20 protein-coding genes, 1 tRNA gene and 1 pseudogene are annotated in these 21727 nt (G+C 65.8%); 9 read left to right on the top strand and 13 right to left on the bottom strand.

What is annotated here, in order from left to right; genetic code table 11:
- Entirely contained in the window at positions 1 to 1863 is a 1863-nt protein-coding gene (gene rho / locus OLW90_RS04605; protein ID WP_319651581.1) for a transcription termination factor Rho, read from the bottom strand.
- Positions 1864 to 2259: 396 nt separating this feature from the next.
- Between rho and OLW90_RS04600 the strand changes: the two genes are divergently transcribed.
- On the top strand, positions 2260 to 3936 hold the full coding sequence (locus OLW90_RS04600; RefSeq protein ID WP_319651580.1) for a long-chain fatty-acid--CoA ligase: 1677 nt from the start codon (positions 2260 to 2262) through the stop codon (positions 3934 to 3936).
- Positions 3937 to 4044: 108 nt separating this feature from the next.
- A pseudogene (locus tag OLW90_RS11640) lies at positions 4045 to 4197 on the top strand (transcriptional regulator); the annotation flags it as partial.
- Between the two features lie 24 nt (positions 4198 to 4221).
- Here OLW90_RS11640 and OLW90_RS04595 read toward each other — a convergent pair.
- A complete protein-coding gene (locus OLW90_RS04595) occupies positions 4222 to 4362 on the bottom strand; it encodes a hypothetical protein (RefSeq protein WP_319651579.1) in 141 nt (46 codons plus the stop codon).
- Positions 4363 to 4529: 167 nt separating this feature from the next.
- Between OLW90_RS04595 and OLW90_RS04590 the strand changes: the two genes are divergently transcribed.
- Positions 4530 to 4682, top strand: a complete 153-nt coding sequence (locus tag OLW90_RS04590) for a hypothetical protein (protein WP_319651578.1) — start codon at positions 4530 to 4532, stop codon at positions 4680 to 4682.
- Between the two features lie 6 nt (positions 4683 to 4688).
- Here the strand turns inward: OLW90_RS04590 and thrB are convergent, their stop codons facing one another.
- From thrB to OLW90_RS04565, 5 genes are all read right to left on the bottom strand, one after another.
- Positions 4689 to 5618 (bottom strand): homoserine kinase, encoded by a 930-nt coding sequence (gene thrB, locus OLW90_RS04585; protein WP_319651577.1) that lies wholly within the window; start codon positions 5616 to 5618, stop codon positions 4689 to 4691.
- Positions 5619 to 5639: 21 nt separating this feature from the next.
- Complete coding sequence (locus OLW90_RS04580) at positions 5640 to 6974, bottom strand: homoserine dehydrogenase (RefSeq protein ID WP_319651576.1); 1335 nt, start codon at positions 6972 to 6974, stop codon at positions 5640 to 5642.
- Positions 6975 to 7169: 195 nt separating this feature from the next.
- The gene (lysA, locus tag OLW90_RS04575) at positions 7170 to 8540 is read right to left on the bottom strand and encodes a diaminopimelate decarboxylase (RefSeq protein WP_319651575.1); all 1371 of its coding nucleotides are present in this window, start codon (positions 8538 to 8540) and stop codon (positions 7170 to 7172) included.
- Positions 8541 to 8787: 247 nt separating this feature from the next.
- Positions 8788 to 10443: an arginine--tRNA ligase gene (argS, locus tag OLW90_RS04570; RefSeq protein ID WP_319651574.1), complete on the bottom strand. Its 1656-nt coding sequence runs from the start codon at positions 10441 to 10443 to the stop codon at positions 8788 to 8790.
- Between the two features lie 87 nt (positions 10444 to 10530).
- A complete protein-coding gene (locus OLW90_RS04565; protein ID WP_413464501.1) occupies positions 10531 to 12126 on the bottom strand; it encodes an L-lactate permease in 1596 nt (531 codons plus the stop codon).
- A gap of 88 nt (positions 12127 to 12214) precedes the next feature.
- On the opposite strand from OLW90_RS04565, the gene OLW90_RS04560 reads away from it, so the two are divergent.
- The 5 genes from OLW90_RS04560 (at position 12215) to panD (ending at position 14518) form a co-directional block, all read left to right on the top strand.
- Positions 12215 to 12448: a hypothetical protein gene (locus OLW90_RS04560; RefSeq protein WP_319651573.1), complete on the top strand. Its 234-nt coding sequence runs from the start codon at positions 12215 to 12217 to the stop codon at positions 12446 to 12448.
- Positions 12402 to 12935: an AAA family ATPase gene (locus OLW90_RS04555; RefSeq protein ID WP_319651572.1), complete on the top strand. Its 534-nt coding sequence runs from the start codon at positions 12402 to 12404 to the stop codon at positions 12933 to 12935. The genes OLW90_RS04560 and OLW90_RS04555 overlap by 47 nt, the downstream gene beginning before the upstream one ends.
- Complete coding sequence (locus OLW90_RS04550) at positions 12928 to 13665, top strand: AAA family ATPase (protein WP_319651571.1); 738 nt, start codon at positions 12928 to 12930, stop codon at positions 13663 to 13665. Before OLW90_RS04555 ends, OLW90_RS04550 begins: the two co-directional genes overlap by 8 nt.
- Before the next feature lie 51 nt (positions 13666 to 13716).
- A tRNA-Arg gene (locus OLW90_RS04545) sits at positions 13717 to 13789 on the top strand.
- A 321-nt stretch (positions 13790 to 14110) separates the two neighbouring features.
- Positions 14111 to 14518: an aspartate 1-decarboxylase gene (gene panD, locus OLW90_RS04540; RefSeq protein ID WP_319651570.1), complete on the top strand. Its 408-nt coding sequence runs from the start codon at positions 14111 to 14113 to the stop codon at positions 14516 to 14518.
- Here the strand turns inward: panD and OLW90_RS04535 are convergent.
- From OLW90_RS04535 to OLW90_RS04525, 3 genes are all read right to left on the bottom strand, one after another.
- Positions 14515 to 15288: a lipase gene (locus OLW90_RS04535; protein ID WP_319651569.1), complete on the bottom strand. Its 774-nt coding sequence runs from the start codon at positions 15286 to 15288 to the stop codon at positions 14515 to 14517. The two genes, panD and OLW90_RS04535, sit on opposite strands and share 4 nt — an antisense overlap.
- A 14-nt stretch (positions 15289 to 15302) precedes the next feature.
- Positions 15303 to 15644, bottom strand: a complete 342-nt coding sequence (locus OLW90_RS04530) for a hypothetical protein (RefSeq protein ID WP_319651568.1) — start codon at positions 15642 to 15644, stop codon at positions 15303 to 15305.
- 326 nt (positions 15645 to 15970) lie between these two features.
- On the bottom strand, positions 15971 to 16489 hold the full coding sequence (locus OLW90_RS04525; RefSeq protein ID WP_319651567.1) for a MarR family winged helix-turn-helix transcriptional regulator: 519 nt from the start codon (positions 16487 to 16489) through the stop codon (positions 15971 to 15973).
- A 195-nt stretch (positions 16490 to 16684) separates the two neighbouring features.
- Here OLW90_RS04525 and OLW90_RS04520 point away from each other — a divergent pair, with 195 nt between their 5' ends.
- Complete coding sequence (locus tag OLW90_RS04520) at positions 16685 to 17224, top strand: YceI family protein (RefSeq protein ID WP_319651824.1); 540 nt, start codon at positions 16685 to 16687, stop codon at positions 17222 to 17224.
- On the opposite strand, the gene OLW90_RS04515 is transcribed toward OLW90_RS04520, so the two are convergent.
- Genes OLW90_RS04515 through OLW90_RS04505 form a run of 3 tightly spaced genes read right to left on the bottom strand, consistent with a single transcriptional unit; the run spans position 17211 to position 21718 of the window.
- Complete coding sequence (locus OLW90_RS04515) at positions 17211 to 19778, bottom strand: AAA family ATPase (RefSeq protein ID WP_319651566.1); 2568 nt, start codon at positions 19776 to 19778, stop codon at positions 17211 to 17213. The genes OLW90_RS04520 and OLW90_RS04515 overlap by 14 nt on opposite strands.
- The gene (locus OLW90_RS04510; RefSeq protein ID WP_319651565.1) at positions 19775 to 20920 is read right to left on the bottom strand and encodes a DNA repair exonuclease; all 1146 of its coding nucleotides are present in this window, start codon (positions 20918 to 20920) and stop codon (positions 19775 to 19777) included. Before OLW90_RS04510 ends, OLW90_RS04515 begins: the two co-directional genes overlap by 4 nt.
- Positions 20921 to 20929: 9 nt before the next feature.
- Positions 20930 to 21718 carry a hypothetical protein gene (locus OLW90_RS04505; RefSeq protein ID WP_319651564.1) on the bottom strand — a complete coding sequence of 263 codons (789 nt, stop codon included), beginning with the start codon at positions 21716 to 21718 and terminating at the stop codon, positions 20930 to 20932.
- Between the last annotated feature and the right edge of the window lie 9 nt (positions 21719 to 21727).

Below are 21727 nucleotides of genomic sequence, written 5' to 3'. Positions count from 1 at the left end.
TTAGGAATAATCCTCCTCGTCCTCGCGCTTGGCCATCGGTGCGGACGACGCCACCTGCATGAGGAACTCGCCGTTATTCTTGGTCTTTTTCAGTTGCTTCATCAGCAAGTCGATGGCCTGCTGGTTATCCAATGCCGCCAGGATACGCCGCAGTTTATGCACCAGGCGGGCCTCCTCCGGGGCCAGCAGCAACTCGTCCTTGCGGGTGCCCGAGGGGCCCACGTCCACGGCCGGGAACACGCGGCGCTCGGAGATCTTGCGATCCAGCTTTAACTCCGCGTTGCCGGTGCCCTTGAACTCCTCGAAGATCACGGTGTCACCCGCAGAACCCGTCTCCACCATCGCCGTGGCGATGATGGTGAGGCTGCCGCCGTTTTCAATGTTGCGCGCGGCGCCCAGGAAGCGCTTGGGCGGGTAAAGGGCATTGGAATCCACGCCGCCGGAGAGGATTCGGCCGGAGGCCGGGGAGGAATTGTTATAGGCGCGGCCCAGTCGGGTGATGGAATCCAGCAGCACCACCACGTCGCGGCCCTGCTCCACCAGGCGCTTGGCGCGCTCGATGGCCAGTTCCGCCACGGCGGTGTGCTCGCTCGGCGGGCGATCAAACGTGGAGGCGATCACCTCGCCGTTCACGGAGCGCTGCATGTCCGTGACCTCCTCGGGGCGCTCGTCCACCAGCACCACCATGAGGTAGCACTCCGGGTTATTGGTGGAGATCGCGTTGGCCACGTTTTGCAGGATCGTGGTCTTACCGGCCTTGGGCGGGGAGACGATCAGCGCGCGCTGTCCCTTGCCGATGGGCATGATGAGGTCGATCACGCGGGTGGTCAGGATCTTCTGTTCCGTCTCCAGGCGCAGGCGCTGGTTGGGATACAGCGGGGTGAGTTTGGCAAAGTTCGGGCGCTGCCGGGCCTCGTCCACCGTCATGCCATTGACCGTGTCCACGCGCACGAGGTTGTTGTACTTCTGCTTATTGCGCCCGTGGCCGCGCGTCTGGGTCTGCCCCTGCTTGACCTGGCCCACGATGGCGTCACCGGCGCGCAGCCCGCACTTGCGGATCAACTGATTGCTCACGTACACGTCCGCGGAGGAAGGGTGATAGCCCGTGGTGCGCAGGAAGGCCACGTTGTTATCCACCATGTCCAGGATGCCGGCCACCTGCTCCAGTTCCTCCGGCAGCAGCGGCTCGTTGTGCTCGCGGGACTCGCGGCCGCCCTCGTTACCCCGGCCCCGGCGGTTGTTGCGCCGGTTATTGCGGCGGTTGTTGCGCCCGTTGCGGGCATCGCGCTGATCGGAATGATCGCGGCGCTCGTGATCCCCACGGGAATCCTCGCGCTCCTGCGCCTCGTTATTGCCCTGCTCGGCCCCGCCGCCATGCTCCTCGCGGTGCTGCTGGCGAGCGCGGTTGCGGCGCGCCCGGCGCGCGGCGGCGCGGGACTCGTAGTGGTTGCTCTCGTGGTTCCCCTCCGAGTGCTGGCGGTTCTCCCCGTCCTCCGTTTTCTCCGTGGCCTCGGTGCGGCTCGCGTGCGTGGGGGCGTCGGCACGCCGACCGTCACCTTCGCGGCGCTCGTTCCGCTCGCGGGGGGCCTCGCGGTGATCCCTAGCGGTATCGCCGGGGGTTTCCTGCACGATGACCCGATCCACCAATTCCTCTGGTTCCTTCGCCATTGTTCTCGTGCTCTTTCTCCGAGTAGTTCCGTGCGGCCCCCGACCTTCGATGGCGTCAATCAACTCGGATTTACGCAGCCCCGATATTCCTTTGAGCCCCATCTGTGCGGCCACCGCGCGCAATTCTGGAATACGCAGGCTCGCCAGGTTCTGCTCGGAACCGCCTGGTTGGGCGGTGTTCTCCGGTGTGGTCACAGATGTCCTTTCATCGCTTGACCAGAAGTGATGTGAGATAAGCGCGGGCGGATCGTCACGCCCATTCTCCGGTGGTGCCGGAAGCTTTGTCCGAAATCTCACGCGGCGGCACTATCCATCCTCCCGCCAAAGGCGATCATGAGGCGATCATGCTGAAGCCGCGCCCGTGGAAATGCTCCCGCATATACGTCAAAGAGAGTAATGGTGAGCCCCACGTGGAAATACTCAATCCCGCGTTTCTTGTGTTCTCTTCCGAAAACGACGCCGGAAAAACACCCCAGGATTGATCCTCACTTAGTGTAACGTATCCGCCCCGTCCACACGTACCCACCCCGCACCCACCCGGCGCACCCGCCTCCCGCACCACCGCGCCCCAAGCCGGTTAAGGTAGAGGCCATGCAGTCCACGATGCAGGACATTCCGCTGTCCCTCGCCAGCATTCTCACCTACGGGGCCACCGTTCACGGTGATACCCGGGTGACCACCTGGGAGAGCGGAAACAGCAGCTACAGCACCTTCGCGGAGGTCGGCGCGCGCGCCGCCGCCCTCGCCCACGCCCTCCACGATGACCTCGGGATCACCGGCGATCAGCGCGTGGGCACGTTCATGGATAACTGCACCGAGCACCTGGAAACCATCCTGGCGGTGCCCGCGATGGGGGCCGTGCTCACCCCGCTGAATAAGAACCTCATGGATTCCCAGATTCAGCACATGATCCGCCACGCCGAGGTGGAGGTGATCGTGGCCGATCCCCGCCTGGCCGAGCAACTGCGCGGCATCGTGGAATCCTGCCCGAGCGTGCGCGCGGTGCTTTTCACCGGGCCGGGCTCCCTGCCGCAGGTACACTTCCCCGATGCCATCGGCATGCACTCCTACGAGGCGCTTCTCGACGGCCGCTCCACCGTCTACGAGTGGCCCACCCTCGACGAAAATACCGCCGCCGCCCTGTGCTACTCCACCGGCACCACCGGCCCGGCCAAGCCCGTGGCCTACTCCCACCGCTCCATGTACCTCATGGCGATGGAACTGCGCACCACGGATTCCTTTGCCATCACCGAGGGGGAGTCCTTCCTATGCTGCGTGCCCATCTTCCACGTGCTCAGTTGGGGCGTACCCTACGCCGCCTTCATGGCCGGCGCGCCGCTGATCTTCCCCGGCGCCGATCTCTCCCCCACCACGCTGGCCGATCTCATCGCCACCACACACCCGCGCGTGGCCCACGGCGTGCCCACGGTGTGGATACAACTCATCGTGCATTATCTGCACCACCCCCCGGAGCGCATGTCCCTGGTGGAGATCTACGTGGGCGGCTCCCCCGCCCCGCCCATTCTCATCCGCATGTGGGAGGAGCGCTACGGCGTGGACGTGATCCACGTGTGGGGCATGACGGAGACCTCCACCGTGGGCACGGTATCGCGCCCCCCGGCCGGGGTATCCGGCGAGGCCCGCTGGACGTATCGCATCAGCCAGGGCCGCTTCCCCGCCTCCCTGGAATATCGCGTGGTCAATGACGGCAAGGTGGTCTCCGCCACCGACCGCAACCAGGGTGAGATCCAGGTGCGCGGCAACCTGGTGGCCGCCCGCTACGCCGATTCCACCGGGGAACAACCCCCGGAGCAGTTCACCGCCGATGGCTGGCTGCGCACCGGCGACGTCGGCTCCGTGACCTCGGATGGGTACCTCACCATTCACGACCGCGCCCGGGACGTGATCCGCTCCGGCGGCGAGTGGATCTACTCCGCCCTCCTGGAAAACCTGGTGATGGAGGCCCCCGAGGTGGTGGAGGCCGCCGTGATCGGCTACCCGGATAAGAAGTGGGGGGAACGCCCCCTGGTGGTCACGGTGCTGCACGGTTCCTTCGAGCCCACCGCCGAGACCGCGATCATGCTGCGGGAGCGCCTGCGCGCCTCCATTCCACACTGGATGCTCCCGGAATACTGGACCTTCGTGGAGAACATCGACAAGACCTCGGTGAATAAGTTTGATAAGAAAGACCTACGTAAGCACCTTGCCGCGGGAGAATACGAGGTCATTGCCCTGCCCGGCCCCGGAGAGAAAGCGGCGGCCACCTAAGTAGCGTAATCCAATTCACATCGCAGCAAACTCGAATTGAGCCCTCCCGGCGGTTACAATGACGTATCTTCATCTGACGTCACCCCTCTTCCACCGAAGGAGTAATTCGTGCCCGAGGCCTCGCAGCACCCCCCTCGCGCTGCCACCGAACTTTTCCCCGAGGCCCTCACTCTCAGCCCCAAGCAGAGCCTCGTGCTCAACACGCTGCGCGAGTTTCCGCACGGAGCCAGCGCCACGGAACTTGCCAAGCGCTTGGGCATGCACGCCAACACCGTGCGCGGGCACCTAGAAGAACTCCTGGCCCACCAGGCCGTGAGCCAGCACTCCGCGCCCGCTCAGGGGCGGGGGCGCCCCACCCTCATCTTCCAGGCGCGAGTGCCCGATACCAGGGCGGTGGCCCAGGAATACATCAGCCTCATCGGGCACCTGGCCCAGGCCATCGAACCGGATCAGGCGCGGGAGATAGGACGGCGCTGGGCGCAATCCGAGGGCTCGGGCAGCGTGGAGGATCTGGTGGAAAACTCCAGGGCCTCGGCTTTGATCCCGAGCTCCGGGAGGAGGATCAGGCCCTTGACCTGCGGGCCTGCCCCTTTGTGCGGGAATCCGCTCCCCCGCACCCCTCGGTGTGCAGCATGCACGAGGGGTTCTTCCAGGAGTTCCTCAGCGCGCCCGAAAACACCCGCGTGCTCCCCCTGCGCGCCAACTGCACCTGCACCATCATGTTGGAGGGCGAGGGACGCGCCTAGGCGGTGTTAGGCCGTACCCACCTGAACCGTGGGTTTATCCGCCACCTCTAACTCGTGCACCGCCAGGCCCGCCTCACGGGCCTCGGCCAGAATACTCGGCTCCACCGGCTCTGTGGAAAGCACCATCACGGTGGGCCCCGCGCCGGAGAGATACGCCGCGTAGCCCCGGTTGCGCAGGCGATTGACCCACTCCGCCGTCACCGGAAGCACGTCCGCGCGATAGGGCTGGTGCAGGCGATCCCTGGTGCCCTCCCACAGCAACGCCGGGTGGCTTTGCAGCGCCACCGTCATCACGGCGGTGCGCGAGACATTGAAGCGCGCGTCCGTGTGCGTGACGTGGCTGGGCAGCACGCGGCGCACCGCCTGGGTGGAGGCGTGGAAGTCCGGCACCAGGGCCGTGGCCCGAATCCCCTCGTGCACCGGAATGGAAACCGCGCGGTACGCCGGTTGGCTGCGCCCATCCACGGGAATCTCCGTCCAGGAGACCACCGCGCGGCCTAATACCGAGGCCCCGGCGTTATCCGGGTGCCCCTCAAAGGTGGAGGAGAGTTGCACCAGGCGATCCTCGTCAAGAGGGAAGCCCGCCAGGGCATTGGCCGCCAGCACACCGGCCACGGCCGCCGCCGCCGAGGAACCCAGGCCGCGCGACTGCGGAATCGTATTCGTGCACACCAGCCGCAGCCCGGGGGCGGTCACGTCCGCCGCCGCCAGGCCCGAGTGCAGGGCCTTGACCACCAGGTGCGAGGAATCGCGGGGAAGATCCTCCTCCCCCTCGCCGTGAATCACCACCTCCAGGCCGGAGGCGATCACCTCCACCTCCACGGTGTCATACATGCTCACCGCCATGCCCAGGGTGTCAAAGCCGGGGCCGAGGTTAGCCGTAGAGCCGGGCACCCGCACCACCGCGCGGCGCCCCACCTCTAGTTCCACGCTCATATCGCGCCCTTATCCTTTCCGCTATTCCGCCAACCGGATCACGGTGTCCACGGTGAGCACGTCCTCCAGGGTGGACAGTTCCTCCACCGTGGTGTCCAGGCTCTCCTCGGAGGCCGTGTGGGTGAGCAGGATCAGCCGCGCAGCGTCGTCCCGCTCCTCCTGGCGCACCGTGCGCAGAGAGATGCCGTTCTTGGCGCACACGGCGGAGATCTCCGCCAGCACGCCCACGCGATCGCGCACGTGCATGTCGATGTGGTAGCGGGTGGGCACCTGGCCGAAGTCCGCCAGGGGCAGGTTGGCGTAGGTGGACTCCCCCGGAGCCCGGCCGCCGTGAACCTTGTTACGCGCGGCCCCCACCAGATCGCCCAGCACGGCCGAGGCCGTGGGATTGCCGCCAGCACCATTTCCGTAGAACATCAATCGACCTGCCGCTTCTGCCTCGACAAATACCGCATTATAAGAACCATTCACGCTGGCCAGGGGGTGATCCCGCCGCACCAGGGTGGGGTGCACCCGCGCGGAGACGGATTCCCGCCCCGCCTCGTCCCGGATCCGCTCGCAGATGGCCAGGAGTTTGATGGTGTAACCCGCGTTCTTGGCGGCCTCGATGTCCTGCGCGGTGATCTTGGTGATTCCCTCGCAGTACACGTCCGAGGCCTTGACCCTGGTGTGGAAGGCCAGGGAGGCCATGATGGCGGCCTTGGAGGCGGCGTCGTGGCCCTCCACGTCGGCGGTGGGATCGGCCTCCGCGTAGCCCAGGCGAGTGGCCTCGGCCAGCATGTCATCGTAAGAGGCCCCCGTCTCATCCATCGCGTCCAGGATGAAGTTCGTGGTGCCATTGACAATGCCGGAGATGCGCTCGATCTGATCGCCCGCCAGGGAGCGGCGCAGCATACCCACCACCGGAATCGCGGCGGCCACGGCGGCCTCGAAGTAGAGGTCCACCCCGGCGGCCTCGGCGGCGTCCGCAAGCTCATCGGCGTGCGCGGCCACCAGCGCCTTATTGGCGGTGACCACGGACTTTCCGGCATTCAGCGCGGCGAGCACGAGTTTACGGGGATACTCGATGCCGCCGATCACCTCCACCACGATGTCCACGTCCTCGCGGGCAATGAGTTCCATCGCGTCGTCGAAAAGCAATTCCTTGGGCAGGGTCCTGCTGTGCTTCGTGGGGTTGGACACCGCCACCCCGCGCAACGCCAGCGGGCCGCCAATGCGGTGGGAGAATGCCTCGGAGTTGGCCTCCATGAGGCGGCGCACCTCGGAACCCACGGTGCCGTGGCCCAGGATGGCCACGCCCACCTCGTGCCCCTCGCCCTTACCTTCGTGAAAGCCCTGTGCACCCGTGGTAGTCATCGTTCTCCCAGAAAATCGTGTCCAATCTTTCTGCCTCACTATAGGCCAGGAATCACAGAGATGGCACGATTATTTTCTGCCCCCTACACCCCCGCGCGGCGGGCGGTGCCGGGCAGCCGCTCCACACAGCCACCCCACACGCAGTCGCCCGCGCACCACAACCAATCCCCCAGCCCCGCGCAGAGCGCTACCCCCCTACTCTGCCTCCAGGGCCAGGAAGTCCGCCACCGTCTCCCGGCGCAGCATCACGCGTGCCTTGCCGGAGTTCACGGTAATCACCGGCGGGCGACCAAAGGCGTTATAGCGGCTGGACAGCGCGTAGCAGTACGCCCCCGTGGCCGGGAGGGCCAGTAGATCGCCCGGGCCGATGTCATCGGGTAAGTGGGCGTCCTCGATGAGAATATCTCCGGACTCGCAGTGCGAGCCCACCACGCGGCTTTCCACCGGCGCACCGTCCACGAAGCGGGACACCACGCGGGCGTCATACTGCGCGCCGTAGAGCACGGGGCGGATATTATCCGAGATCCCCCCGTCCACGGAGAGGTAACGGCGCGTGCGATCATCCTCCACGTGTACGTCCTTGACCGTGCCCACGGTATAGACCGTCACCGTGGAGGGCCCGGCGATCGCGCGCCCCGGCTCCACCGTGACCGTGGGTGTGGGCAGCCCCAGGTGATCGGCGTGCTGGCGCACCTTGCTCAGCAGATCCTCGGCCACCGCCGCCACGTCCAGCGGCTGCTCCTCCGGCAGGTAGGCGATGCCGTAACCGCCGCCCAGATCCAGCGTGGAGAGTTGCTCGGCCAGCCCCTCCCGCCCGCCGGGGTGGAGGGAGGAGAGTTCCTCAAGGATCTGCTCCACCAGCCCCAGCACCCGCTCGGCGGCCAGGGAGAAACCCTCAGCGTCAAAGACCTGGGAACCCACGTGGCAGTGCAGGCCCACCAGGCGCAGGTGCGGGCTCTCCAACACCTCGCGGGCAGCCCGCAAGGCGGACCCGGCGGCCAGGGAAAAGCCAAACTTCTGGTCCTCGTGCGCCGTGGCGATCGCCTCGTGGGTATGCGCCTTGATTCCGGGCTTCACGCGCACCAGCACCGGCTGCACCGTCCCGACCTCCCGCGCGGCCTCGGCCAGGCGGCCAATCTCCTGGAAGGAATCCAGGATCACTCCGCCCACGCCCTCGGTCACGCAGCGGCGCAGGAACACGGGCGTCTTATTATTCCCGTGCGCGGCGATGCGGCTGGCGGGGAAGCCCGCCGCCAACGCGATCTGCAATTCGTTATCGGAGGCCACGTCGAGGGAAAGCCCCTCCTCCTCCACCCACCGGGCCACGGCGCGGGTGAGAAAGGCCTTGGCCGCGTAATGCACGTTGCCTGGCCCGCCAAAGGCCTGGGCCATCGCGCGGCAGCGGGAGCGGAAATCGGCCTCATCAAGCACCAGCACGGGGCTGCCGTATTCCTCCACGATCTCCGGGAGCGGCACCCCGGCGATCGTCACCACGCCGTCCTCCTGGCGGCGGGCGTGAGCGGGCCACACGTGGCTGGGCAACTCATTGAACGTATCGGCGTCCATCGGTTCCTTTGGCACTTCTTCGGGCGGGCCGGGCTGCGCCCACGGCTGCCGCGCACGGTCACGGACAAAAACGTATGCGCGTTAGGCTACACCGCGGGCCCGCGCGCATCCTACTTTCCGCCTTCTTTAGATGCGCTTCGCCTCGCCCTCAATGTTTCATCGCGCACCGTGCCCCCTCATTTCCGGCATGGCTCTCCGTCCTTCACAGGGTCCGAGCGGGAACACAGACCCCAGGGCCTGCCAGCGGCTACATGCGCTCGGGCGCGCTCACCCCCACTAGATTCAAGGCGTTGGCCAGCACCAATCGGGTGGCGCCCGCCAGGGAAAGGCGCGCGGTGTGGATCGGGGCCAATTCCTCGCCCTCCTTGGGCAGGATCTGGCAGCGATCATAAAAGCGGTGGAACACCCCGGCCAGTTCCTCGCAGTAGCGCGCCAGGCGGTGCGGCTCGCGCAGTTCTGCCGCCGCCTTCACCACCGCCGGGTATTCGCCCAGCGTTCGGATCAGATCGCCCTCGCGGTCGTGGGTGAGCAGGGAGTAATCCGGGGCATCCTCGGTCAGCGCCCCCACGGACTCCGCCTTTCGGCGCAGCGAACATAGACGCGCGTGCGCGTACTGCACGTAGTACACGGGATTATCCGCCGACTGCGAGGCCCACAGGCCGAGGTCGATGTCCAGGGAGGAATCCACCGAGGAACGCACCAGGGAGTACCGGGCGGCGTCCACGCCGATGGCCTCCACCAGGTCATCCAGGGTGATCACGGTGCCCGCGCGCTTGGACATGCGCACCGGTGTGCCGTCCTTGATGAGGTTCACCATCTGACCAATGAGCACCTCCACCTGATCGGCGGAGTAGCCCAGGGCCTCGGCGGCGGCCTTGAGGCGCTTGATGTAGCCGTGATGATCCGCACCCAGCATGTAGATGCAGAGGTTGTGGCCACGACCGATCTTGTCCCCGATGTAGGCGATGTCCCCAGCGATGTAGGCGGCGTTACCGTCGGACTTGAGCACCACGCGGTCCTTGTCATCGCCAAAGTCCGTGGTGCGCAGCCACCAGGCCCCGTCCTCGGGATAAAGGTTGCCGTTCTCCTTCAGGGTGGCGATGGCGGCGTCCACCGCGCCGGACTCAAAGAGGGAGTTCTCATGGAAGAACACGTCAAAGTCCGTGCCGAACTCGTGCAGGGATTCCTTGATGTGGCTAAACATCATGTCCACGCCGAGGTCGCGGAAGATCTCCTGGGCCTCCGCCGGGGCCTGTTCCAGGGCGTCGGGACGCTTCTCCAGCACAGCGCGGGCGATGTCCGCGATGTAGTCTCCGCCGTACCCGTCCTCCGGGGTGGGCTCCCCCTTGGCGGCGGCCACCAGGGACCGGGCAAAGCGATCAATCTGCTCGCCGTGATCGTTGAAGTAATACTCCCTGGTCACCTCCGCGCCAGAGGCTTCCAGCACGCGGCCCAGGGAATCCCCCACGGCCGCCCAGCGGGTGCCGCCCAGGTGAATGGGGCCGGTGGGGTTGGCGGAAACGAACTCCAGGTTCACCTTGGTGCCCCGGTACAGATCGCTGTGGCCGTACTTGTCTCCCTGCTCCCACACCCGGGCGACGATCTCCCCCTGGGCGGCGGCGGCCAGGCGCAGGTTCAAAAAGCCGGGGCCGGCGATCTCCGCAGAGGTGATCGAGGGCTCCTCCGCCAGGGAATCCGCCAGCCACTGAGCCAATTCGCGCGGGTTCGCCCCGGCCTTCTTACCCACCTGAAGCGCCAGGTTGGTGGCGTAATCGCCGTGCTCGGGGTTGCGCGGGCGCTCCACCGTGACCTGCTCCGGCAGAACCGAGGCGTCGAGGTTGTGCTCGGCCAGCACCATGGCGGCGCGGCGACGAATCAAGGAAGAAAGCTCAACAGGGGTCATAACCGGGAAGTCTAGTCCACCTTCCCGGCTTTTCCTCGCCGCACCCCACCCCCGCAGCCCCTGTTGTGACGAGTCTCTACCTCGCCCCTATCCCATGCTGGATTGCAGGAATACCAGCAGGCACATTCCCGCCAGGAGCGGCAGGGAGTACCGCACCGAGGTGGCCAGGATCTTGGACTCCCCGCCCTCCATCTGGGTGGCCGCCGCCGCGATGGCGGCCGTCTGCGGGGCCAGCATCTTACCCAGGGTGGCGCCGGAGGTATTGGCGGCAACGAGCAAGGCTGGGTCCGCCCCCACCTGCACGGCGGTAGTGGCCTGCATCTGCGCGAACAGGGCGTTCGAGGAGGTGGCCGAGGCCGTCACGGAGGTACCCAGCCAGCCCAGCACCGGGGAGATAAGCGGGAAGATCGCCCCCGTGGAGGCCAGCAGCGCGCCGATGGCTGCGGTCTGACCGGAGAAGTTCATCACATGGGCCAGGCCCATCACCGCGGCGATGGTGAAATAGGACATCCGCATGCGCACGATCCCGCCGGTCAGTTGCGCAAAGCCCTTCCCCCATCCCAGGCGGTAGGTGCCGTTTTCATCGAAGGTGCTCAGCACCGCCACCGTGATCAGCGCGCAGAGCATCAAGATAGTGCCGGGCCCGGAGAGCCAGTTCAGGGTGAAGGTGGTGCCCAGGCGCGGCCACTCGATGAGCACGTCCGTGCTGGCCAGGGCCGCCGGAATATCCACGCCGATCCGCCATAGCTTGGCCACGGCAAACACCACCACGATCAGCACGTAGGGGAACAGCGCCAGGCCGATCCGGGCCGGGGTGAGCACGGCCTGCTGGCCTTGGCCCGCATCGGACTGGGAGGCCTGATCCTCCGGGGTGGTGGGCTTCCACACCCGAAGCAGCGCCAGGCCTGCGGCCAGGGAGAGCAGGCAGGCCACCACGTCAGTGAGCTCATAGGCAAAGTAATTGGAGGCCAGGAACTGCCCGCCACCGAAGGAAACACCCAGGACCAGGGCCATCGGCCACACCTGGCGCAGCCCGCGCCAGCCGTCCATGATGAGGCAGAGCACAAAGGGCACCACCAGGGCCAGCACGGACACCTGCTTACCGACGAGCCCCGCGACCTCCTCCGCAGGCAGTTGAGCCAGGGCACCGCCGGTGGTCACCGGAATCGCCATCGCGCCGTAGGCCACCGGGGCGGCGTTAGCCACCAGGGTCACCAGCGCGGCCTTGAGCGGCTTCATGCCGATCGCGTACAGCATGGCCGCCACGATGGCAATGGGAGCACCGAAGCCCGCCAGGGCCTCCAGCAGGCCACCGAAGGCAAAGCCGATGAGCATGGCCTGCACGCGCATGTCCCCGCGACCGATCTTGGAAAACACCAGGCGCAGATCATCAAAGCGCCCCGAGGTCACGGTGAGGTCATAGATCCACACCGCGGCGATGATGATGTAAATAACGGGGAAGATACCAAAGGAGACACCCTGGGCGAAGGCCAGGGCGGCGTCGATAGCCGGGGTATCGAACAGGGTGACGGCCAGGATCAGGCCCACCAACACGGACCCCAAGGCAGCCCATAGGGCCTTCCACTTGAGGCCCATGAGGAGAACAAAAAACGTGATGAGCGGGGTGACTCCCGCCAATGCGGCAAGCGCAAGCGAATCCACGATGGGGTTACCTTTCTGAATGAGTGTGCCTAGTATCGCAGACCTCACGGCACACCAGAACTTTCGTGATAAGGCTCACGTACTGGGATTTTCGCTACCGTGGGCGGGCATGGGCTTCCTCCGTTCCATGCTTATCGACGTCCCGCCGGAGCACCTCCCCGGGAACTACCTCGCGGGGGTGCCCGCCGTGCGCCACCTCACCCAAAAACCCCTGCGGTTTCCCACCCCCGTGACCATTCTCAGCGGGGAAAACGGCGCGGGAAAAATCCACCCTCATCGAGGCCATCGCCCTGGGCATGGGATTCCCCCACCACGGCGGCACCCGCAACCTCCACGCCGATAATGACGGCGACGTCTCCCCGCTACACACGGTGCTCACCCTCGCCCGGGAGCGCAATCCTTCCCACGGCTACTTCCTGCGCGGGGAGACGCACTTCAACGTGGCCATCCGCTACGGGGAGGACGAGCCTCCCGGAGACATTCACCTTAATCACATGAGCCACGGGGAATCGCTCATGCAGATTGTTCAGTACCGCTTTCACCCCGGCGGCTTTTACCTCCTCGACGAGCCGGAGGCCGGGCTCTCCGTGCTGCGCCAATTAGAACTCCTGGGCCGCATTGCCCACCTGGCCTCGCGGGGCGCGCAATTCATCATCGCCACCCACTCCCCCATCCTCATGGCCGCACCCGGTGCCACGATCCTGGAACTCAACGGCACCGGAATCACCCCCATCGACTTCGAGCGCGCCGGAGCGGTGAGCGCCACCAGGGAGTTCCTTGCCGACCCCGAGGGCACCACCGACTTTCTCGTGGAGGATCGCCATGCCTGACCTCTTCGTGGAATCCTTCTTCCTTTTCCGCCCCCACCACCGCAAGCACACTCTGCCCGAGTGGGCGGCGGAGGTCCCCGCCATTCGCGCGATGGAGCGCGAGCCGCTCCCGCTGACCGCGCCCGCCACCTTTATCACCGGGGAAAATGGCATGGGGAAGTCCACGCTCATCGAGGCCATCGCCGTGGGGTGTGGGTTTGATCTGCAAGGTGGCCCCTACGGGGTGCAACCCACCACCGGCTATACCGCCCATAACGATCCCCGGATAGGAGAAAGCCCGTTCAAAGGCATCGCCGCCGTGATCCGGGGCTCCCGCCCGATGCAGGGCTACTACCTGCGCGCGGAAACCCACATCAATTCCCACTCGAATGTTCCGCTGAGCCACGGCGAATCCGTCATGCACACCATCGGGACATACTTCCACGCCAACGGCCTCTATATCCTCGACGAACCCGAGGCCGGTCTTTCCATACCCCGGCAGATGGCCCTGCTCGCGGAACTACATGCCCTGGTGCGCGGCGGGGCCCAGATCATCGTGTCCACCCACTCCCCAATCCTGCTCTCCCTGCCCGGGGCCGCGATCTGGGAAATCATCGAGGCGGGCATCGCCCCCGCGACGTTGAGGGACACCACCGCCTTCCGCGCCACGCGTGACTTCTTCGAGGACCCCCACGGGATCGCCGCCTTCATGCAGGAGACGATGAGCGAGGAGTACCGCCGGTTAGGTTAGATTCCCCGCCGGTGATAGAATCGCTGCGTTGCCCATCAATGGTGGGCACACGCCTCCGTAGCTCAGTGGATAGAGCGCCGGTTTCCGGTACCGTAGGTCGCAGGTTCGACTCCTGTCGGGGGCACTTTTTATAACCCCAGGTTTTCTACCTGGGGTTTGTCGTTTCTGAGGTGCATAATAACGGGGTTAAGCAAAAGCACCTGGCGCGCGATCCATGAGATTGCGTCCAGGTGCTGGTGACGTTGATAGCCACAGAAATCGCGGACATTGTCCGTGATGTCACCATGCGACTGTTCAACTAGCCTCACGAGGGGCCTCACTTGCTTTAGGCGACGGGTGAGGCTCCTCGCCTTTTGACAGTCTTGGGCGGGCTGTCCTTTCCCAGGATCCCCGCCCCCAGCCGCATCGTCAAGAGGGCTCACCAGGCAGGGTAGGGTGGACAATCGTGTTTCGCACCATGCTGAAGTCAAAGATTCATCGCGCCACGGTCACCCATGCGGATCTGCACTACGTGGGTTCCTGCACCATCGACCAGGACCTCATGGACCAGGCCGGGCTCTTGGAAGGCGAGCAAATTGACGTCGTGGACATTGATAATGGCCACCGCCTAACCACGTATGCCATTGCCGGCGAGCGCGGCAGCGGCATCATCGGTATCAACGGCGCCGCCGCCCGCCTCATCTCCCCGGGTGATCTCGTCATCATCATCGGCTACGCAATGTACTCGGAGGAGGAGTTGGCGGGATACAGCCCGCGCGTGGTGTTCGTCGATAAGCACAACCGCCAGGTGGAATACGGCGAGGATCCCGCCCACGCCCCGGCAGGCTCCGGCCTCATCAATCCCCGAACCTAGGAACTAAGCGGGCTAGATCCGGCCGAGGGGGCGGAAACCGGAATGGGGCCCGCCATCGCCGTGCACGGCACCTCCACGTTGCGGCCCAGCGCGTTAGCCGTGAGCGCGTAGGCGCGCGGGGAGAACGTGATTCCCAGGTGATCGGAGCGATCCTGCACGCAACCCTCCTGAAGCAGGATGTTGCGATAATCTCCGCCGGAGAACTGGGTGTGGCTCAGTGGCGTGGCGGCTTCGTCGAAAAGCGTGGAGATGGCCACGTAGCGCACGCCGGGCACCTCTATTCCCCCCTCGCGCAAGTTCACCATGAAGTCCGAGTGCTCCAGGAGATCGCGGGCACCGGGGCCCATGATGGCATCAATGGCGGGGTCCACGGAGGAACCCGCGTTGTTGAGTCCGGTGGCCACGGTGGAAAGGCCCAGCATGGAGGTACCGCGCAGCACCCCAGCCAGGGTCACCACGGTACCCACGCCCTGCCCGCCCACGTTCTTGGTATAGGCCGCGGCGAGCGAGCCGCCCTCGGAGTAGCCAACAAGGTCCACCTCGGCGGCCCCGGTGTTCTTTTTCACTCTTTCGATCTGCTCCGTGACCACCTCCAGGGAGGAACTCATGGGGGCCAAGGCTCCCGCCCCGGGAATGGAACCCGCCAGGGAACTCCCCTCCGTCCCCTCGCTGCCATTAAAGGCCCCGTAGTTCATGCCGTACACGCACTTGCCCTGCGCCGCGATGTAGGGCGCAAAAGAGGCGTAGGTTTGGTAGAAATTAGCGGACATTCCGTGAATGAAAATCACGGGATTTTCCCCGGCGCGGGGGTACATTCCACGTTGGTATTCATGGGGCTGGGATTGGTGTACCTGGCCTGAGTGGCCATGGAGGCCACGATGTTATCCACGGGGGCCACGTGCGGCCCCATGCCCGTCCAGGCCAGCACCTCTCCCGGCTGCGCCTCATCCCGATTCCCGGACACCGATCCCGACTCCCCGGCAGGTACTACCGGCTGGTTCGAGGCGATAGCGGAGGGCGCTGCGGTGGCCGGTGCCACCGCCACCCCGTCCACTCCCGCCCCTGCGGCAAGCCCCACGGCCGCGACGGCGGCCGCAATGCGGCGGCCCATAGAAGATAGATCCATAGAGGTAAAACGTGAGGTCACTGGGAAACCTCCCTTTCTTATTGCATTGCCCGTACTGCACTACTCAAAAGTGAGGAGAAACACCAAAAGGATCGCAGCGTTTTCCCCGCCATTGCCGCATGACCTTACCTGAAAATAAGTCCATGCCCAGCACCACCACAAGAAAAGTTCACTTTTCCCATTGCCAATTATGCAATATCGTCTACCTCATATCATTGCCAAGGAAACCATCCCACACATACTCGCAGCGGAAAACGTTCCCGAGGTTCCCCACAGTCCCCCCGACTTGACCTTTTACATCCCCCCGCAGCACCCCTACCCACCCCCTATTCACCCCCGCCCCTGCGCACGTCCTCACACAAGGTGCCGCTAAAACCGGGAGCGCCGGGAACATTGTCCACCGCCAGCACCCCTTCCAGAAACTCCGCCAATCCCTCCGCCTGCGCCCCCGTGAGGTGATCAAAGATCAACCTGCGCACACTCTCCACATGCTCGGGCGCGGCAAGGCGCAAGCGCTCCATCCCCTCCTCAGTGATGGACACCTCCACCCCTCGCGCATCCTCCTCGCTGCGCCCCTTGGTCACCAACCCCCTCTTGACCATGCGGGTCACCAGGTGCGAGGCCCTGCTGCGATCCCAGTCAAGGGCATTGCACAAATCCCGCAGCCGCATGGATCGCCCCTCCTCCTCGGAGAGGGTGGCCAACACGCCAAACTCCGAGCCGGAAAGGTCCTGCCCCACCTGAAGCGTCTCATCCAAGACGCGCTCGATCTTCCTCATGGCGGCCAGGAGGAGCCGCCACAGGGCCTGCTCTTCCTCCGTGAGCCACCGCGGTGATATTGCCATGAACCTCACCATAGTCAGACCTCTCGCCCCGAAAAAACCGTGTTGCCCAGGCCATAGTCTCCACGCAGCCCCCTACGAAAGACCACGCGGAAGAATACACGCCACCAAAGATATTGACATATCAATATAAATGGTTATGCTGGATCCCGTACCGCCGCAAGGCACCCACGAAGAAAGGAAAACACCATGTCCAACCTGTCCAACCTCAACGGCACCTACACCCTCGACGCCACCCACAGCACCGTCGGCTTTGTGGTACGCCACGCCATGATCTCCAAGGTGCGCGGCTTCTTCCGCTCCTTCGAGGGGAATATCACCGTCGATGCCGAGGAACAGTCCCACTCCTCCGTTACCGCCACCATTCAGACGGACTCCATCGATACCGGCAACGCCGACCGCGATGCCCACGTCAAGGGCAGCGACTTCTTTGACGTAGAGAACTTCCCGGAGATGACCTTCACCGCCACCTCCTTTGAGATCAAGAACGAGAACTCCGGCACCATCACCGGCGACCTCACCATCAAGGGCACCACCAAGCCCGTCACCCTGGACGTGGAGGTATTCGGCCAGGCAGAGGACCCGATGGGAGCCACCCGCCTGGGCTTTAGCGCCACCACCTCCATCAACCGCAAGGATTACGGCGTGGACTTCCAGATGCCCATGAAGGCCGGTGGCCTCATGCTCTCCGAGGAGATCGCCATCGAGATCGAGGGTTCCGCGGTTAAGAACTCTTAAGGTCCTCGATCCGATAGTCGCGCTGCTTGACCACCTGCGCGTAGCGCTGCGGCACGCAGGTGAGCACGAACACCTGGTGCTCCTCCCCCACCTTGCTCAGCAGCGCGGCCATGAGCGCCAGGCGGTCGGGGTCGGTGCTGCCCAGGGCGTCGTCGATAAACACCGGCATGGAATCGCCCACCAGCCCCGCGATGGCAAAGCGCGTCATCAGCGCCACCTGTTCCTGGGCACCCCCGGAGAGGTCGCTCACCGCGATGTTTCTTCCCGCCAATACCCGCTCCTGGATCGCCAGATCCTCGGTGAGGCGGAACTCCACATCGCGGCCGAATACCGTGCGGCCCAGCGCGGTGAGTTGTTGCGCAAACGGCCCCGCATAGCGGGAGCGAGCGGCGTCGCGGTGGCGTACCAGCGCCTCGCGCACGGTGGCGGCGGCCCGGGCGCGGCGCTGCACCGCCGCCAATCTGCGTCCCACCGCCTCCGCCTGGGCCTCCGCCTGGGCCAGGCGCTCGCCCGCGCCATAGGCCGCCTCGATATAGCTGCTCAGGCGGTCTAATTCCCTGGTGGTACGCGCCACCTCCTCGCGCAGGCTCTCGCACTGCGCCACCGCCCCGCGCCATAGCCGCTCGCTCTGCTCGGGATCGGTGCCCTCCTCGGCCTTCTTGGCCCGCTCATAGGTCACCTGGGCGGAATCCCGGCGCGCGGCGGCCTCGTGTGCGGCGGCCGCCAGGTTTTCCTCCGGGGCCTCCTCCTGCGCCTGGGCCAGCCGGGTTTCAAGATCGCGGTGGCGCTGCTCCGCCAGTTCCGCGCTGGCCTGCGCCCGCGCCAGGGCCGCCACGGTGGGGCTCTCCCGCAGTTCCTCCACGGCTTGCTCCGCGAGGTTCACCGATTTTTCCCGTTCCTCCACCTCACCGGCGGCCTGCTCCTCTGCGGACTCGGCCTCGTCCAGTTCGGGGATCTCCTCCCTGCCCGTCACCCGCGCGCGCATGTCCTCGCGCTCCGCGCGCACCTCCTCAGGCTTGCGCCCGCGCAGGGCCCCCTCGCGTTCCTTGCGTATTAGGCCGCGCTGCTCGGTGGACTCGGCGGCCGCGCGAGCCTCATCGAGGGATTCGCAATCCAGGTTTTCCAGAAGCCGCGCCAGGTGTTCCTCGGCGGCCAGCACCGGGTCCTCGCCTCGCTCTTCTCCTTGCGAGTACACGGCGGTGACCTCACCAATCTGCACGCGGGTGCCCTCGCGCAGTTCCACCTCCTGCGGCAGGGGGCCGGGGGTGTCGTCGATAAGCACCGTGCTCTCCGCCGGGCCGCTCAGCAGCAGGCGCGCGGTGGTCCTGCTGCGCACCGCCTCCGCCACGCGCACCTCGCTATAGGCCTCCTCCGCCTCCTTGAGCTGCTTCTTGCTCACGGTTCGGCTGCCCAGGGCGGCCAGGTGCTCATCCATCTCGCTCACCCGGCGGAGTATTTCCTCCGCTTCGCTGAGTTTCTGCTGGGCGCGGGCGGCGCTGAGATTTTCCTTGGTCACCCCGTGGCTCTTCTTCGCCTCGCCCAGAGCCTCACGCGCCTTATCCCTGGCGCCCAGGGCCTCCCGCAGGGCCTGATCGTCGGCCTCCGCCGCACGGCCGGCCTCCGCGCTCGCCGCCTTGAGATCGCGCAGCGCAACGGCCGCCCCCTCGCACTCCGCGCGCAGTTTCTGGCGCTCCTTATACCGCGCCTCGGCGGATTCCCAGAGCACGGTGGCGTCGCGCAATTCCCGCTGCGCCCGTTCGCGCTCCTCGGTGGCCTTGGCGGCGGCCCGGTATCGGACCTCGGCCCGGGCCGCGTCCTCCTCCGCCTCCGGCAGCGCCTGCCGCGCCTCGGCCTCGCGGCGGCGCAGGCTTTCCACCTTGTCCACCTGGGCGGAGAGGTTGTCCATCTCCGTGCGCGCCTGGGCCAGGTGTTCCCGCGCTTGGGTGTCCTCCTGCTGCGCCGCGCGCAACTCACCACGTGGTTTTCCACCCTCGGTGTAATAGCGCTGGTATTCCTCCGCCACGGCCGCCATCAGCGCGGAATCGGCCTGGGAATCCTGGGCCTCCTGCCCGATACGCTCGTCGAGCACCCTGGTCAGCGAGGGAATACCCGCGGCCTGCGCTAGTTCGGCCGCCTCTCCTTGTTCCAGGAAGAGCACGTCGAGGAGGTGTTCATCGGTGTGCTCCGCGAGCAACTTCTCCAGGCGATCATCGGCCTCACGCCCGCTGAGGTTTTCCGTTGTCTCCCCGCTCAGGCGCAGGGTGCACATGGCTTTGCGCAGCCACCTCTTGGTCACCTCCACCTCGTAGGGGCCGATCGTGGCCGCCAGGCTCACCTGCGGCGCCTCATCGGTGCCCACCGGCTGCCACGCCTTGACCTTCTTGTTCTTGCCGGAGTGCCGCTCCTGGAGCACCCCGCGCACCGCCTCCATGAGCGTGGACTTGCCCTGCTCGTTGTCCCCGGCGATCAGCACCACGCCGCGCTCGGGGACATCGCTCAGTTCCAGGTGCTCAATGCCCCGGAAGTGTTCTATCACCAGGCTGCGGATCTTCATGCTCGCTCCTCCGCTCGTGCGCTCAGCCTCAGCAGGAGATTGACCGCGTCCGTTTCATCGGCGGCCACCAATTCCTCCAGGGCGGCGGCCGCAAAGCCCCGAATATCCGCCCCCGCGATCTCCTCCGCGTTGGGGGCCAAATGCAGGTCCATGAGGCGACGTCGCTCGTAGAGCGCCGCGAACACGGGCTCTAGCCGCTCCAATCCCGCCTCCAGGGCGCGCATGTTCGCAAGCCCCAGCGTGCCGCGCAGGGAATATTTCACCGCCGTGCGCTCCTTGTGCGGATAGGCCTCCAAAGCGGCCAGGAAGTCCGCCACCTCCTCGGCGGTATTAACCTCCGCGTCCAGGGCCTCAAAGAGCCAGCTGCCCACGGGGATTTTTTCCACCTCCACGCGAGCATGGGTGGCGGAGGTTTTTTCTATGCTCACGCAGAGCACGTTGCCGGAATCCACCTCGCCGCCGTTTTTTCCCTGGTAGTGATCGTGAAAATCCGTGACCTCCGGGGCACCGGAGAACCACACCCGGCCGCTATCCCCCACCTGCTGCGTGGAGTGGGTATCCCCCAGCGCCAGGTAATCAATCACCCCGGCCGCCAACGCACTTTCCACCCGCGATAGGTCGATCAGAGCCGGGTCCGCCTCCCCCGCGCGCCCCTCCACCTGGCCGTGGCCCACCGCCACCCGCACCCCGGAAGTGGGTTTCAATCCGGCCAAGGTTTGAGCCACCAGATCGGTGCTCGCGTACTTGGCTTTGAGCGGAGCCCCCACCACCTCCACGCCCTCGCGGGCGATCACCGGCTGCTGATCGCGCAGAATGGTCACCCCCGGAATATCGGCGGCGGCATAAAAGGGAGAGTCCGCCACCAGGGGATCGTGATTGCCCGGAAGCAAGAACACCGGCACCCCCATGCTGGCCAGAGCGTCCAGGGCACGCCCCTGTGTGCGGCGGGAGAGGCTATTTTTATCAAAAATATCCCCCGCCATCACCACAAAGTCCGCCCCCCGATAGCGGGCAATCTCCCCGATCTTGCGCACCGCGTCCAGCCGCGCGGCCTCGAACCTCGCCTGGGCATCCGCGTCCAGGAACCAGCGCGTCATGCCCCATTGCAGGTCCGAGGTATGAATAAACGTGGTAGCAGCCATGCCGCCCCCTTATCTCCGTAGAAGGTAGTCATACATATCTTCTATATCGGCCACCGCGCGTAATTGTTCCACGGCGGTATAAGAGACCGTGCGCATGGCCTTGTGCAGCAGGTTGAGATCGGAATCCTCCAGGGCCGGGGACGCGGAGGGGTTGGGAAGCTCCGGTAAGGCCGCCCCCTGCCAAAAACGATCATCGGTGGCCCGGGCGGATTCCTCCCCCACCTGCCGGGCCTGCTCGATCATCTGCCGCTCCACGGAGCCCATGTCCAGGCCCCGGAGTTCAAAGAGCATGGTGGGGCGCTCCGCTATGCGCTGCGCGGCCACCTCCGCCACCGCCACGGCGTGCTTGCAGATCTCGCTGTGATCGGGGCAATCACAGCGGAACGTGATCCCCTCGCCCACCAGCGCCTCTAACACCACGGGATCGAGCTGCCCGTTGCGCGCGCGATCCAGGCTCCCGCTGGTGGCGGCCAGCGCCCGGGGCACCGCCGTGAGGTCGTCGGGGCCGCGCCACGGCAGGGAGATCACCACGGAAAACGGCTCGTTGTGGCTGCCCGCCACCTGCGCGGCAATCCTGCCGTGCTCTAGTTCCAGGGAGAGCACGTGCCCCGTGCGCGCGTAGTCCCGGCCGCGCTGATAGCGCTGGGAATCCACGGGAGCCAGGGCGTCGATAAGCCACTGCGCGGCGGGGGGATACGTGGTGCTCCTGCGCACCTCGTGGGTGGGGTTCTTCGTCGCAGCGGAACGCGCGCCAAAGTTGGCGTAAATGACGTTGTCCTGGCGGGGCCTCGTGGGCACGTTCTACCC

Source organism: Corynebacterium sp. 21KM1197, from assembly GCF_033783015.1.
In the GTDB taxonomy this organism is placed as follows: Bacteria; Actinomycetota; Actinomycetes; order Mycobacteriales; family Mycobacteriaceae; genus Corynebacterium.
The sequence above is the reverse complement of the archived record's forward strand: the minus strand, read 5'-3'. Positions and strand labels throughout refer to the sequence as shown.

Coding starts and splice junctions, on each gene's coding strand:
- OLW90_RS04600 (WP_319651580.1), top strand. CDS start 2,260: ATGCAGTCCACGATGCAGGACATTCCGCTGTCCCTCGCCAGCATTCTC.
- thrB (WP_319651577.1), bottom strand. CDS start 5,618: ATGAGCGTGGAACTAGAGGTGGGGCGCCGCGCGGTGGTGCGGGTGCCC.
- OLW90_RS04580 (WP_319651576.1), bottom strand. CDS start 6,974: ATGACTACCACGGGTGCACAGGGCTTTCACGAAGGTAAGGGCGAGGGG.
- lysA (WP_319651575.1), bottom strand. CDS start 8,540: ATGGACGCCGATACGTTCAATGAGTTGCCCAGCCACGTGTGGCCCGCT.
- argS (WP_319651574.1), bottom strand. CDS start 10,443: ATGACCCCTGTTGAGCTTTCTTCCTTGATTCGTCGCCGCGCCGCCATG.
- OLW90_RS04560 (WP_319651573.1), top strand. CDS start 12,215: ATGGGCTTCCTCCGTTCCATGCTTATCGACGTCCCGCCGGAGCACCTC.
- OLW90_RS04555 (WP_319651572.1), top strand. CDS start 12,402: ATGGGATTCCCCCACCACGGCGGCACCCGCAACCTCCACGCCGATAAT.
- OLW90_RS04550 (WP_319651571.1), top strand. CDS start 12,928: ATGCCTGACCTCTTCGTGGAATCCTTCTTCCTTTTCCGCCCCCACCAC.
- OLW90_RS04535 (WP_319651569.1), bottom strand. CDS start 15,288: ATGTCCGCTAATTTCTACCAAACCTACGCCTCTTTTGCGCCCTACATC.
- OLW90_RS04530 (WP_319651568.1), bottom strand. CDS start 15,644: ATGGATCTATCTTCTATGGGCCGCCGCATTGCGGCCGCCGTCGCGGCC.
- OLW90_RS04525 (WP_319651567.1), bottom strand. CDS start 16,489: ATGGCAATATCACCGCGGTGGCTCACGGAGGAAGAGCAGGCCCTGTGG.
- OLW90_RS04515 (WP_319651566.1), bottom strand. CDS start 19,778: ATGAAGATCCGCAGCCTGGTGATAGAACACTTCCGGGGCATTGAGCAC.
- OLW90_RS04510 (WP_319651565.1), bottom strand. CDS start 20,920: ATGGCTGCTACCACGTTTATTCATACCTCGGACCTGCAATGGGGCATG.